Annotated in this window: 12 protein-coding genes and 1 pseudogene; 9 read left to right on the top strand and 4 right to left on the bottom strand. The window is 71.0% G+C overall.

The genetic code is table 11. The features are described 5' to 3' along the window. From ACIRJP_RS35710 to ACIRJP_RS35695, 4 genes and pseudogenes are all read right to left on the bottom strand, one after another. Positions 1–342, bottom strand: a 342-nt coding sequence (locus tag ACIRJP_RS35710) for an SseB family protein (RefSeq protein ID WP_404183629.1), incomplete at its 3' end; no start/stop codon positions are given. A gap of 103 nt (positions 343–445) precedes the next feature. Continuing rightward, positions 446–607, bottom strand: a pseudogene (locus tag ACIRJP_RS35705) (DUF397 domain-containing protein); the annotation flags it as partial. A 475-nt stretch (positions 608–1,082) separates the two neighbouring features. Beyond that, positions 1,083–1,883, bottom strand: a complete 801-nt coding sequence (locus ACIRJP_RS35700) for an alpha/beta fold hydrolase (RefSeq protein WP_404183626.1) — start codon at positions 1,881–1,883, stop codon at positions 1,083–1,085. A gap of 95 nt (positions 1,884–1,978) precedes the next feature. Beyond that, positions 1,979–2,314 (bottom strand): DUF427 domain-containing protein, encoded by a 336-nt coding sequence (locus tag ACIRJP_RS35695; protein WP_404183623.1) that lies wholly within the window; start codon positions 2,312–2,314, stop codon positions 1,979–1,981. A 94-nt stretch (positions 2,315–2,408) separates the two neighbouring features. Between ACIRJP_RS35695 and ACIRJP_RS35690 the strand changes: the two genes are divergently transcribed. The 9 genes from ACIRJP_RS35690 (at position 2,409) to gatB (ending at position 13,656) form a co-directional block, all read left to right on the top strand. Continuing rightward, complete coding sequence (locus ACIRJP_RS35690; protein ID WP_404183620.1) at positions 2,409–2,948, top strand: TIGR00730 family Rossman fold protein; 540 nt, start codon at positions 2,409–2,411, stop codon at positions 2,946–2,948. A 29-nt stretch (positions 2,949–2,977) separates the two neighbouring features. Then, the gene (locus ACIRJP_RS35685; protein WP_404183618.1) at positions 2,978–3,667 is read left to right on the top strand and encodes an SDR family oxidoreductase; all 690 of its coding nucleotides are present in this window, start codon (positions 2,978–2,980) and stop codon (positions 3,665–3,667) included. A gap of 52 nt (positions 3,668–3,719) precedes the next feature. Then, complete coding sequence (locus tag ACIRJP_RS35680) at positions 3,720–4,745, top strand: methionine synthase (protein WP_404183615.1); 1,026 nt, start codon at positions 3,720–3,722, stop codon at positions 4,743–4,745. A gap of 30 nt (positions 4,746–4,775) precedes the next feature. Further along, the gene (ligA, locus tag ACIRJP_RS35675; protein ID WP_404183612.1) at positions 4,776–6,968 is read left to right on the top strand and encodes an NAD-dependent DNA ligase LigA; all 2,193 of its coding nucleotides are present in this window, start codon (positions 4,776–4,778) and stop codon (positions 6,966–6,968) included. A gap of 484 nt (positions 6,969–7,452) precedes the next feature. Further along, complete coding sequence (locus tag ACIRJP_RS35670; RefSeq protein ID WP_404183609.1) at positions 7,453–9,528, top strand: putative bifunctional diguanylate cyclase/phosphodiesterase; 2,076 nt, start codon at positions 7,453–7,455, stop codon at positions 9,526–9,528. A 563-nt stretch (positions 9,529–10,091) separates the two neighbouring features. Beyond that, a complete protein-coding gene (gene gatC / locus ACIRJP_RS35665; RefSeq protein ID WP_015036350.1) occupies positions 10,092–10,388 on the top strand; it encodes an Asp-tRNA(Asn)/Glu-tRNA(Gln) amidotransferase subunit GatC in 297 nt (98 codons plus the stop codon). A gap of 5 nt (positions 10,389–10,393) precedes the next feature. Beyond that, positions 10,394–11,896, top strand: a complete 1,503-nt coding sequence (gatA, locus tag ACIRJP_RS35660) for an Asp-tRNA(Asn)/Glu-tRNA(Gln) amidotransferase subunit GatA (RefSeq protein WP_404183606.1) — start codon at positions 10,394–10,396, stop codon at positions 11,894–11,896. After that, positions 11,893–12,132, top strand: a complete 240-nt coding sequence (locus tag ACIRJP_RS35655; protein ID WP_266729534.1) for a hypothetical protein — start codon at positions 11,893–11,895, stop codon at positions 12,130–12,132. Before gatA ends, ACIRJP_RS35655 begins: the two co-directional genes overlap by 4 nt. Before the next feature lie 15 nt (positions 12,133–12,147). Next, positions 12,148–13,656, top strand: coding sequence for an Asp-tRNA(Asn)/Glu-tRNA(Gln) amidotransferase subunit GatB (gatB, locus tag ACIRJP_RS35650; protein ID WP_404183602.1), 1,509 nt, complete (start codon positions 12,148–12,150; stop codon positions 13,654–13,656). Positions 13,657–13,745 lie beyond the last annotated feature (89 nt).

The following is a 13,745-nucleotide window of genomic DNA, read 5'->3' as shown; positions in this document are numbered from 1 at the left end:
CACCGTCCGGTACACCCACTCCCGCGCCGCATCCCCCCGAGCCCGCGCAAACCGGGCCAACGCCTCCTCGTCCGAGAACGCACAGATCCAACGGAACCCGCCCTGCTCCGCCGACCACAGATCCCCCGAACCATCCAGCGGCACCAGCACCGCCGTGCGACGGAACTCGCCGAGCAGTACCGCGAACTCCCGGCGAGCAGCCGCCAGCTGATCGCCCGCGGCGCCAGTCAGCAATGCGGAAGGCTCTGACGCTTCCGGTGTCAGTGGTGTCCCGGGGCCGGTCAAGTCGGCCAGTCGTGACGGTCGCTGTCGGTTCGACGTCTTGTCCCCACCCGTGGTCATAGGTGAGATCATCACACGCTCGAATTTTCGATTGCAACGTTGCACTGTTCATTGACCGAAAAGCGACGGATGCGGTCGAGCAGCAGATGCGGCCGTCTCTCGTTCAGCTGAGGCCGGCGTCGCCGGCCTTCACTGCCAGCACAAGCGCATGGAGTGCGGCTCGGTTCGTCGTGACGATGTGCTCCGGGCTTTCGCTCTCGCGGGTCGCGATGCTTGTGCCCTCTGCTGCGGCGACCTCGACACAGTTGTTGCCTCCTGCATCGGAGAAGGATGGCTTCGGCTAGTGCAGGCCGGACACGTGAGACACCTCTACAGCTCTCTGACGACTGAGCGGATGAATACCTGGACTCGACGAGAGCCAACGCCACCTTCTCGACCATGTCCAGCCTGGTACGAAAGTTCGCCGACTGCGTGGGGGAGTCGAGGGGCCGGCTGCCGCGCGGCTCCAGTGGCGGCACCCGGTGCTCCGGGGCCAGCGTCTGGGGCATGAGCCCGGACCTGTCCAGGCCGTACGCGCCGCCCGTCGCCCCCATGCCGAAGCCGGGCGGGGCATGGCCATCCTCGAACTCGTCGCGGACCGACGGGGCGGGTGCGCCATGGGGGAAGGGGCGCTCGGGCCGGGCGGCAGGACCGTCCGGTTCGAGCTCGCGCTCGGCGCCCGAGCCGCGGATGCCGTGGGACGCCCCGCGCGGTCGCGTCCGACCCCCGTACGGGCGGGACCGCGCGGGGCGGGTCGTGGGTCAGGAAGCCTGACGCAGGGATGCGGGCCTGGCGAAGAACTCCGCGAGCACCGGGGCCACCGCCTGAGGTGCCAGGTCGCGGGTCTGGCCGGTCAAGGTGCGGTGGCGGGCGCGGGGGAGCGCGTCCGCCAGGGCGCGGGTCGACAGATGTGCGCCGGTGGGACTGGAGCCGCCGCAGATCACCAGGGTGCGGGCCGTTACGGAGGCGAACCGGGCGGCCGGGATCGCGCCGTTGCCGAGGATCGCGTCGTCGTACGCGAGGGTGTGGGCCATCGCCAGCAGGTCGCTCCACAGCGGGGCGCGGCGCATGCGGGCGATCATGTCGGCCGGTACGCCCGTCACGGAAAGGAACAGCTCGACGGCTCCCGCGCGGTCCCCGGTGGACAGCAGCCGGTACAGGCGCGAGGTGCAGCACGCCTTGTACTGAAGGCCCGCGGCGCCCGGCGTGTAGGGCGGTTCGTACACCGCCAGCAGGTCGACGGGGAGGCCGGCGGCCTGTGCCTCCAGAGCCAGGGCCCCGCCGGCGCCCATGCCGAAGACGGAGGCCCGGCCGCCCGTCGCGGAGACGAGCGCGGCCAGGTCCTCGATCTCGCGCTCCACCGCGTACGGGCCGCTGTCGCCGCTGGAGCCGCGGCCGCGCCTGTCGTACGTGACGACATGGAAGTGCGGCGCGAGCAGCCGCGCCAGCGGCGCCTCGGTCGCCGCCGTGCCCAGCGAGCCGCCCACCAGGATCACCGGCGGACCTTCACCCCGGTGCCGGTACGCGATCACGGTGCCGTCGCGGGAGAGAATCTTGTCCATACGAGGGTGGACCGCTGGGCCCGGAGAAACTCATCGCTCTGGCCGAAGTTTTTTTGAACTACTTCGAAGTACCAGGTCAGGGGCGTACTTGACGATCAATCGGTGACTGTCTCTGTTTCGTAGAAGCAGAAGTGGTCCTTGATCACGGCGACTTCGGGCTTCGGGTCCGGGTAGGCCCAGACGAGGTCCGCGGCGTCCGGCAGTGACCAGTAGGCGGCATCTCCCTTGAACGGGCAGTGGGTTCGGGCGTCAGAGGGCGTCAGGAGGTCCGTACGGACGTCCTCGGGAGGCAGGTAGTAGCGGACCGGACAGCCGGTCTCGCGCAGGACGATCGGGCGTCGGCTCTCGGCCAGCACCTGTCCGTCGCGGACCACACGTACGTGCTCGGTGCCGGGCTCGACCGTGATGCGGTGTCCTGGTGACGTAGTCATACACAGGTCAGCTGTTTCGGGGGCGGGATTCTTCCCCGGCTGGATTTTCGGCCGGGTGCCGGGGTCTGTCGGTGGTGGCCTTTACGGTTGGTCCATGAAGATCTGCGTATTTCTCTCCGCCGCCGACCTCGACGAGTGCTACACCAGGCCCGCCCGCGAATTCGCCGAACTGCTCGGCAAGGGCGGACACACCCTGGTCTGGGGAGGCTCGGAGAGCGGGCTGATGAAGGTCGTCGCCGACGGGGTCCAGGAGTCGGGCGGGCGGCTGGTGGGAGTGTCGGTGGACTTCCTGGCGGCCAGGGCGCGGACCAACGCGGACGAGATGGTGATCGCGCGCGATCTTGCCGAGCGCAAGGCGCTGCTCCTGGAGAAGGCCGACGCGGTCGTGATCATGGTGGGCGGGACCGGGACGCTCGACGAGGCGACCGAGATCCTGGAGCTGAAGAAGCACGGCAAGCACGACAAGCCGGTCGTCCTGCTCAACACGGCGGGCTTCTACGACGGGCTGCGCCAGCAGTTCCAGCGCATGGAGGACGAGGGCTTCCTGCCCCTCCCGCTGGCCGACCTGGTGTTCTTCGCCAAGGACGGCGTGGGCGCGCTGGCCTACCTGGAGGAGTGGTCCGGCCTCCAGTGACGGGGCGGCGGAGTGCGATCATGGGGCGCATGCCCACTCATGTCATCACCGGTGCCGGCTCCGGCATCGGAGCCGCCGTCACCCGCCGCCTGCTGGAGCGCGGTGACGAGGCCGTGCTGCTGGCCCGCGACGCGGGCCGTGCCAAGGAGCTGGCCGGGATGCACCCCGGCGCCCGTACGCTCGTCGGTGATCTCTCCAATCCGGACCGGCTGTCGTGGGCGCTCGCCCAGCAGTCGATGCCGGAGCAGGTCGACTCTCTGCTGCACATCGCGGGCGTGGTCGAGCTCGGCAGCGTCGGGGACCTCACGCCCAAGGCGTGGCACTTCCAGCTCAACGCCAATCTGGTCGCGCCCGCCGAGCTGACCCGGCTCTTCCTGCCGCTGCTGCGCGTCGCCCAGGGCCACGTCCTCTTCGTGAACTCGGGCGCAGGTCTTGCCGCGCACGCCGAGTGGAGCGCGTACGCCGCGAGCAAGCACGGCCTGAAGGCCCTCGCCGACTCGCTGCGCCACGAGGAGCACGCGGGCGGCGTCCGGGTCACCTCCGTCTACCCGGGACGCACCGCCAGCCCCATGCAGGCCAAGGTCCACCAGCAGGAGGGCAAGGAGTACGACCCCTCCCGGTGGATCGACCCGGAGTCGGTGGCCACCACGATCCTGATGGCCATCGACCTGCCGCGCGACGCCGAGGTCAACGACCTCACGGTGCGCCCCGGACGCTGACCCCCGCAGGCCGGGCGGCGCCGCTCCCGCAGCAACGCCCTAGGCTTCCGGTGTGAGCGAGAAGAGCGAGTTCAGGGGTTGCCCGGCCACCGGGATCGGGTCCATGCCCGGGGGAGACGCACGGGAGGCGGCGAAGACCGTCACCGGTTCCTTCGCGGGCGGCGAGGGCCTGCCGTATCTGGCGGAACTGCCCGCCCGCGGGCCCGGCGCGGACATGATCGGGCGGACGATCGGCCTGCTCGTCGACCTGTACGGGCACGTCGAGCCCAGCGGCTGGCGGATCAGCGACCGGCCAGGACGGGACACCCGCCGGGCCAGGTCCTGGCTCGGTGAGGACCTGGACGCCCTGGAGGAGTTCACCCAGGGGTACGAGGGGCCGCTCAAGGTCCAGGCCGTCGGGCCCTGGACGCTGGCCGCCGCGCTGGAACGCCGGGGCGGCGAGGCCGCGCTCGGCGACCCGGGGGCCTGCCGCGACCTGGCGGGCTCGCTGGCGGAGGGGCTGGGCACCCACCTCGCCGAGGTGCGGCGCAGGGTGCCCGGCGCCCAGGTGATCCTCCAGCTCGACGAGCCCTCGCTGACCGCCGTGCTGCGCGGCCGGGTCCGGACGGCCAGCGGCTACCGCACCTACCGGGCCGTGGACCGCCAGATCGTCGAGGGCACCCTGCGCGATGTCCTGGCGACGGCCGGGGAATCGGCGACGGTCGTGCACACCTGCGCGCCCGAGGTGCCGTTCGCGCTGCTGCGCCGGGCCGGGGCCGACGCCATCTCGTTCGATTTCTCGCTGCTCACCGAGCGTGAGGAGGAGGCGATCGGGGAAGCCGTGGAGGGCGGTACCCGGCTCTTCCTCGGAGTGGTGCCGGGCACCGACCCGGCCTCGGGCGGATTGTCGGACCCGGGCGGTAGCGTCATGGGTGTCAGGACGTTGTGGCGCAGGCTGGGGCTGAATCCGGGGACTCTGGCGGAGTCCGTGGTGATCACCCCGTCGTGCGGGCTCGCAGGTGCCTCGCCCGCGTACGCGCGCGCCGCGCTCGCCCACTGCGTCCGGGCCGCGAGATCGCTCGCAGACAACCCTGAGTAACGGGGCAACGGGTAACGGGAGGACGAGACGATGGCCGGCGAACAGCAGATGACGGTGCCCGCACAGGCCCAGGAGCAGCACGCGCTCCTCGCCGAGCAGGTCGAGGAGCACCGCTTCCGGTACTACGTGAGCGACCAGCCGGTCGTCAGCGATGCCGAGTTCGACCGGCTGATGCGCGAGCTGGATGCGCTGGAGGAGACGTACCCCCAGCTGCGTACGCCGGATTCGCCGACGCAGAAGGTCGCGGGCCCGTACCGGACGGAATTCACCTCCGTCGAGCACCGCGAGCGGATGCTCTCGCTGGACAACGCCTTCGACGACCTGGAGCTGGCCGCCTGGGGCGAGCGGATCGCCAAGGAGGTCGGTACCACCGACTATCACTTCCTGTGCGAGCCGAAGGTCGACGGCCTGGCGGTCAACCTCACCTACGAGCACGGGCGGCTGACCCGGGCCGCCACCCGGGGCGACGGCCGCACCGGCGAGGACATCACCCCCAACGTCCGTACGATCGCCGAGATCCCGCACCGGCTGAAGGGCGACCGCATCCCGGCGCTGGTCGAGATCCGGGGTGAGGTCTTCTTCCCGATGGAGGCCTTCGAGGAGCTCAACGCCCGGCTCGTCGAGGCGGAGGACAAACCGTTCGCCAATCCGCGCAACGCGGCGGCGGGTTCGCTGCGCCAGAAGGACCCGAAGGTCACCGCCACCCGCCCGCTGCACATGGTGGTGCACGGCATCGGCGCCCGCCAGGGCTTCGACATCGACTGCCTCTCGCACGCCTACGAGCTGCTGCGCGAATGGGGCCTGCCCACCGCCAAGTACAACAAGGTGGTGGATTCCCTCGACGGGGTACGGGAGTTCATCAGGTACTTCGGTGAGAACCGGCACTCCGTGGAGCACGAGATCGACGGGGTCGTCGTCAAGCTCGACGAGATCCCGCTCCAGGGCCGGCTCGGCTCCACCTCGCGCGCCCCGCGCTGGGCGATCGCCTGGAAGTACGCCCCGGAGGAGGTCAACACCAAGCTGGTCAACATCCGGGTCGGCGTCGGCCGGACCGGCCGGGTCACGCCGTACGCCCAGGTCGAGCCGGTCGAAGTGGCGGGCTCCGAGGTGGAGTTCGCCACCCTGCACAACCAGAACGTGGTGAAGGCGAAGGGCGTTCTCATCGGGGACACGGTGGTGCTCCGCAAGGCGGGCGACGTGATCCCGGAGATCCTCGGCCCGGTCGTCGACCTCCGTGACGGCACCGAGCGGGCGTTCGTCATGCCCACCGAGTGCCCGGAGTGCGGTACGGAGCTGCGGCCCATGAAGGAGGCCGACATCGACCTCCGCTGCCCCAACGCCCGTTCCTGCCCTGCTCAGTTGCGGGAGCGGATCGCCTATCTCGCGAGCCGCAAGTGCCTCGACATCGACCATTTCGGCTACGTCGCCGCTGCGGCCCTGACCGAGCCGCTGGAGCCCGCCGAGCCGCCGCTGCGCGACGAGGGCGATCTCTTCGGGCTGACCATCGAGCAGCTGCTGCCGATCCGGGCCTATGTCCGGGACCAGGACAGCGGGCTGCCCAAGCGCGACCCGAAGACCGGCGAGGAGAAGACCGCCTGGGTCTTCGCCAACCAGCAGGGCGAGCCGAAGAAGAACGCCCTCGCCATGCTCGACGCCATCGCCGCGGCCAAGGAGGCACCACTCGCCCGGATCCTCGCCGGGCTGTCCATCCGGCACGTGGGACCGATCGCCGCCGCGGAGCTGGCCCGTCAGTTCCGTTCCATCGACCGGATCGACGAGGCGACGGAGCAGGAGCTGGTCGAGGCCGACGGGGTCGGGGCCGTCATCGCCGCGTCGGTGAAGCAGTGGCTCGCCGAGGACTGGCACCGGGAGATCCTGCGCAAGTGGCGGGAGGCCGGGGTCCGGATGGCCGACGAGGAGGCGGGGCAGGACACGGGGCCGCGTCCGCTCGAAGGGCTCATCGTCGTCGTCACCGGCACGCTGGCCGGCCACACCAGGGATGGCGCGAAAGAGGCGCTCCAGAGCCGTGGGGCGAAGGTGACGGGTTCCGTTTCGAAGAAGACCTCCTTCGTGGTCGTCGGTGACAACCCCGGTTCGAAGTACGAAAAGGCCATGCAGCTGAAGGTGCCGGTGCTGGACGAGGACGGCTTCGCCGTGCTCCTCGAACAGGGTCCGGATGCGGCGCGCGAGGCGGCGGTGCCGACCGAGGTACCGGCGGAGTAGGGGGATTCCTGCCTGGTTCCCTGCCCGGATCCCTGTCCGGGTCGGGGATCGGGTGAGGACCGGCCCGGGGCCGGGGCGGGTATCCGGGCGGAGCGACAGGAGTACGCAAAGGGGGCGGGCGAACGGTGAGCAAGAGGGCGATAAAGGGTGTAGCGGGGCAGGCCGGGGCAAGGGTTTCGTCGCGTCGGCCGGTTCACCCGATCGGCGCATAGCAGATGCTGACGGTTGGTCGGTCCGCATTCGGGCAAGAGCGTCAGAGCGCTGCCCGTAGAAGCCTTCCGCGGCCTACTGTTGAGACGTGCACCTGCCGTGACAGGCCGCGGGGCGGGAGACCGGGTCGTGGCGGCGTGGAGCGGAACCATCAGGTGACATCGGCACCGCCGGCTGTGAGAGGGACGGAATGAAACCGACCGAGAGCGCCGCACCGGTGTCGCGGCTGCAAGGTTTCGTCGGCCTCACGCCAAAAGTGGGTGCCGTTGCCATCATGATCGCCGTCGTTCAGATCGCGACCGGTTTCTACCGGACCGTGAGCGAAGGACACGCGCTCTTCCCCGACGGCGAGGCCGGTTGGTCCCTCGCCGTCCTGACCGGAGTCATCGTCGGCCATCTCGTCGCGCTCGGCCGCGACCGATGGTGGGGAGGGACCGGGTCCGGAGCCTCCCTCACCCTGGCCGTGCTGCTGCTCTACGGCTGGGTGCCCGCCGGGCTGGTCTCCTTGGTCGTCGTCGTCCTCGTCGGCGTCGCCCGCCGGCACCGCTGGTGGCAGGGGTTGCTGCACGGCGCGGTGGACATCCTGGGGATCGGCGCGGCCGCCCTGGTGCTTGCCGCCTTCGGCGACGTACAGACCGTCGAATCCCCCTGGCAGCCACTCGACTGGGGCATCGAAGCCGTCCCGGAGGTCCTTCTCGCCGCCTCCACCTACCTTCTGGTCACCCGGGTCCTGCTGTGGTACGCCCGGACGCCCCAGGGCGGTGGGCTGCCGACCATCGCCCGTACCGCCCTGCTGCGCCAGGGCCTCGTCGCCGTCGCTCTGCTCGCCATCGCACCGCTGATCTGCGTCGTCGCGATGATCACCCCGCTGCTCCTGCCGCTCTTCGCCGTCCCGCTGATCGCTCTCGACTCCGCCCTCTGGATCGCCCGCGCGCGGGCCGAGGAGCAGCTGCGCGACCCGCTGACCGGACTGCCCAACCGGCAGTGGCTGCTGGAGCGCACCTGGACGGCCCTGGAGGACGCCGAATCCGTCGGCGCGAGATCCGCTCTGGTCCTGATAGACCTCGACCGCTTCCGCGCGGTCAACGACACTCTCGGACATCTGGCGGGGGACCGGCTCCTGTTGCAGATAGCGGAACGTCTCAGGCTCGCGCTGCCCCGGGGCGCGGAGGCCGCTCGGCTGGGCGGCGACGAGTTCGCGGTGCTCCTGCCGACCGCCGACTCCACCACCAGCGCCCAGCGGGTCGCCCGCCACCTGGTCGCCGAGCTGTCCTCCCCGCTGGACCTCGACGGACTGACTCTGGTGCTGGAGGCCAGCGCCGGAGTCGCCGTCTACCCGGACCACGCGCTGGACGCCGAAGGGCTGCTCAGGCGCGCGGACGTGGCGATGTACCAGGCGAAGCGGGACCGTACGGGCGTCGAGGTCTACGAGTCGAAGCGGGACAGCAACACCCCGGACCGGCTCGGACTCCTGGGCGATCTGCGCCGCGCCCTGGACGCCGGCGAGGTCGAACTCCACTACCAGCCGAAGGTCCGCTTCGACGGCCAGGTGGCCGGCCTCGAAGCCCTGGTGCGCTGGGTGCACCCGGAACGGGGCAGGGTCCCCCCGGACGAGTTCATCGCCATCGCCGAGTCGTCCGGCCTCATGCCGCACCTCACGGAGTACGTCCTGGAGACGGCGCTGGCCCAGGTCGCCCGGTGGCGGGCGCAGGGCCTGTTCGTCCCCGTCGCGGTCAACGTCTCCCCGCGCGACGTCCACACCCCCGGGTTCGCGGGCGGCGTCGCGGCGCGGCTCGCCCGGCACGGTGTCCCGGCGGGGGCGCTGCAGCTGGAGATAACGGAGCACGTGCTGCTGGAGGACCCGCAGCGCGCCGCCGACACGCTCGCCGGGCTGACCGGGCACGGCGTGAAGATGTCCCTCGACGACTTCGGTACGGGGTACTCCTCACTCGTCCATCTGCGTCGGCTGCCGGTCAGCGAGCTGAAGATCGACCGCTCGTTCGTCGCCCGGCTGGCCGTGGACAACGAGGACGCGGAGATCGTCCGCTGCACGATCGACCTGGCCCACTCGCTGGGCCTGCTGGTCGTCGCGGAGGGGGTCGAGGACGACGAGACCTGGGAGCGGCTGCGGGATCTGCGCTGCGACGCGGTGCAGGGCTGGCTGGTCGCCGCGGCGATGCCGCCGCAGGAGACCACGGCCTGGCTGCGGGCGCGCGGAGAGCACGGCTGGCGGCGGCCCGCCGAGCTGGCGGCAGCGGCGGCGGCAGCAGCGGCGGCCGCCGGCACGCCCCCTGAGCTGGAGCAGCGGCCGCCGGGCCGGGCGGTCAATTCCCGGCCCGCGTCGGCCTGAGCCCGGGGTGGCCCGAGCCCTCGGCGGCCAGGGTCTGCGGCGGCCTTGGCCCACGTCGGCCTGAGCCCGCGTCGGCTGGGCCTGCGTCGGCCTGAGCCCGGGGTGGCCCGAGCCCTCGGCAGCCTGGGCCCGCGACGCCCTGGGCCCCGGGGTGGCCCGAGCCCGCGTCAGCCTGGGCCCGCGTCGGCCTGGGCCCGGGCCAGTGTCGGCCTGAGTCCGCGCCGACCGCAGACGGCCCCTCCGTCCTCGGACGCGAAGCAGGGGCGGAGGCGGTGCGGGTGTCGGAAATCCTCGTCCTACCGGGCTGTTCGCCCGGGTGGCGGGAGTGGTGGCGGGCGACCCCATAGGATTGGGGGTCGGTGGCACATTTCCACCTGCCGCGCGACGCCTGGCACGCACGCTCGCCGCGTTGCCGAATCGCCCACGTGGCTCCGCCACGAGGGCGCTCCGGCGCCTTGCGATCGCACGCACCGGATGCCGCGCGGACCGTCCTGCGGACGGACGATGGAAATGTGCCGCCGGCCCCCGGCCAAAACCACACACCAACCCCTGAGGATCGCTGCATGCCTGGCATCACGCGCGAGGAGGTCGCCCACCTCGCCCGGCTGGCGCGTCTGGAGCTGAAGGGCGAAGAGCTCGATCACTTCGCCGGTCAGCTCGACGACATCATCGGCGCGGTCGCCCGCGTCTCCGAGGTCGCCGACCAAGACGTACCGCCGACCTCCCACCCGCTGCCGCTGACCAACGTCATGCGCGCGGACGAGGTCCGTCCGTCGCTCACCCCCGAGCAGGCGCTCTCCGGCGCCCCGGCCCAGGAGCAGCAGCGTTTCAAGGTGCCGCAGATCCTGGGGGAGGACTAACAGCCATGACGGACCACAGCATCATCATCAAGCTCACCGCCGCCGGGATCGCCGCGAAGATCGCCTCCGGCGAGCTCACGGCCGTCGAGGTCACCGAGGCCCACCTGGCCCGGATCGACGCGGTCGACGAGAAGGTCCACGCCTTCCTGCACATCGACCGCGAGGGCGCGCTCGCGCAGGCCCGCGCCGTCGACGCCAAGAAGGCGGCCGGCGAGAAGCTCGGCCCGCTGGCCGGTGTCCCGCTCGCGCTGAAGGACATCTTCACCACGCAGGACATGCCGACCACCGTCGGCTCCAAGATCCTCGAAGGCTGGATCCCGCCGTACGACGCGACCCTCACGCGGAAGCTGAAGGCCGCCGACGTCATCATCCTCGGCAAGACCAACATGGACGAGTTCGCCATGGGGTCCTCCACCGAGAACAGCGCCTACGGCCCGACCGGCAACCCGTGGGACCTCACCCGCATCCCGGGCGGCTCGGGCGGCGGCTCGTCCGCCGCGCTCGCCTCGTACGAGGCCCCGCTCGCCATCGGCACGGACACCGGCGGCTCGATCCGCCAGCCCGCCGCCGTCACCGGCACCGTCGGCGTCAAGCCCACCTACGGCGGCGTCTCCCGCTACGGCATGGTGGCCTTCTCCAGCTCCCTGGACCAGGGCGGGCCCTGCGCCCGTACCGTCCTGGACGCGGCCCTGCTGCACGAGGTCATCGGCGGGCACGACCCGATGGACTCCACGTCCATCGACGCCCCGGTCCCGCCGGTCGTCGAGGCCGCGCGCAACGGCTCCGTACAGGGCATGCGCGTCGGTGTCGTGAAGCAGTTCGCCGGTGAGGGCTACCAGGCCGGTGTCGTCCAGCGCTTCAACGAGTCGGTCGAGCTGCTGAAGTCGCTCGGCGCCACGATCGTCGAGCTGGACTGCCCGTCGTTCGACCTGGCCCTGTCGGCGTACTACCTGATCGCGCCGTCCGAGTGCTCCTCCAACCTGGCCCGCTTCGACGCCATGCGCTACGGGCTGCGCGTCGGCGACGACGGCACGAGGTCCGCCGAGGACGTCACCGCACTCACCCGCGAAGCCGGCTTCGGCGACGAGGTCAAGCGCCGCGTCATCCTCGGTACGTACGCACTCAGCTCCGGCTACTACGACGCGTACTACGGCTCGGCGCAGAAGGTCCGCACCCTCATCACGCAGGACTTCGAGAAGGCCTTCGAGCAGGTGGACGTCATCGTCTCCCCGACGACGCCCACCACCGCCTTCCCGATCGGCGAGCGCGCCGACGACCCGATGGCGATGTACCTCGCGGACCTGTGCACCATCCCGACCAACCTCGCGGGCAACTCCGCCATGTCGCTGCCCTGCGGCCTGGCGCCGGAGGACGGCCTGCCGGTCGGGCTGCAGATCATCGCCCCCGCCATGAAGGACGACCGTCTCTACAAGGTCGGCGCCGCCGTCGAGGCCGCCTTCGTGCAAAAGTGGGGACACCCGCTGCTGGAGGAGGCTCCGTCGTTGTGAGCGCACTGACCAAGGCCAAGGGCTTCAAGAAGTCCAAGACCGGCACGTACCTGTCCATCGGCACCACCGCTTTCGGGGCCGTCAGCGTGTTCAAGCAGGCCAAGAAGGCACGCCACGAGCACGACACGCTCCGACTGATCGACGCCGTAGTCTCCGCCGCCGCCATCGCCACGGGTGTCGCCCTGCTGCTGCGCGAACTCAAGCGCCTCGGCGATGACGACGTACTGCTGGGCTGAGAGGGAAGTTTCACCGTGACTGTCACCGACCTGGTGTCGTACGAGGACGCACTCGCGTCCTACGACCCCGTCATGGGCCTGGAGGTCCATGTCGAGCTCGGCACCAAGACCAAGATGTTCTGCGGCTGCTCCACCGAGCTCAAGCAGGGCGCCAACTCCCAGACCTGCCCGGTCTGCCTCGGCCTGCCCGGCGCCCTGCCGGTCGTCAACGAGATCGGCGTCGAGTCGGCCATCAAGATCGGCCTCGCGCTGAACTGCGAGATCGCCGAGTGGTGCCGCTTCGCCCGGAAGAATTACTTCTATCCGGACATGCCGAAGAACTTCCAGACCTCCCAGTACGACGAGCCGATCGCCTACAACGGCTATCTGGACGTCCAGCTGGAGGACGGGGAGATCTTCCGGGTGCAGATCGAGCGCGCCCACATGGAGGAGGACACCGGCAAGTCGACCCACGTCGGCGGTGCCACCGGCCGTATCCACGGCGCGTCCCACTCCCTGCTCGACTACAACCGGGCCGGGATCCCGCTCATCGAGATCGTCACCAAGCCGATCGAGGGCGCGGGCGCCCGTGCCCCCGAGGTCGCCAAGGCGTACGTCGCCGAGCTCCGCGAGCTCATCAAGGCGCTCGGCGTCTCGGAGGCCCGCATGGAGATGGGCCAGATGCGCTGCGACGTCAACCTGTCGCTGCGCCCGAACGGCACCGAGAGCTTCGGTACGCGCTCGGAGACGAAGAACGTGAACTCGCTGCGTTCCGTCGAGCGTGCCGCCCGTTTCGAGATCCAGCGCCACGCGGCGGTGCTGTCCTCCGGCGGCACGATCGTGCAGGAGACCCGGCACTTCCACGAGGAGGACGGCTCCACCACGGCCGGCCGCATCAAGGACAACGCCGAGGACTACCGCTACTTCCCCGAGCCGGACCTGGTGCCGGTCGCCCCGGCCCGCGAGTGGGTCGAGGAGCTGCGCAAGGGCCTCCCCGAGCTGCCCCGGCTGCGCCGGGCGCGGCTCAAGGAGGAGTGGGGTGTCTCCGAGCACGACATGCAGTCCATCCTCAACGCGGGCGCGGTCGACCTGATCGTCGCCACGACCGACGCGGGTGCCCCCTCGGACCAGGCCCGCAAGTGGTGGATGGGCGAGCTGGCCCGTAACGCCAACGAGACCGGCCGCGGTCTCGACGAGCTGCCGATCACCCCGGTGCAGGTCGCCAGGGTGGCCGAGCTCGTCACCTCGGGCGACCTCAACGACAAGCTGGCCCGCCAGGTCATCGAGGGCGTCCTCGCGGGCGAGGGCGACCCGGACGCCGTCGTCGAGAAGCGCGGCCTGAAGGTCGTCTCCGACGAGGGCGCGCTGTCCACGGCCGTCGACGAGGCCATCGCGGCCAACGCGGCGATCGCGGACAAGATCCGCGGCGGCAAGGTCGCGGCGGCGGGCGCGCTCGTCGGCGCGGTCATGAAGGCCACCCGTGGCCAGGCTGACGCCGCCCGGGTCCGCGAGCTGATCCTGGAGAAGCTCGGCGTCGAGGGCTGATCCCGCAGGGCCCGTCCGTACGCGGGCGGCCGAGGCAGGTCCCTGAAGGGGCGGTGCACCCATGACCGTGGGTGCACCGCCCCTTGAGT

It is taken from the genome of Streptomyces sp. NPDC102437 (assembly GCF_044765565.1).
Lineage (GTDB): Bacteria > Actinomycetota > Actinomycetes > Streptomycetales > Streptomycetaceae > Streptomyces.
This window is presented reverse-complemented; position numbering and strand designations above follow the sequence as displayed.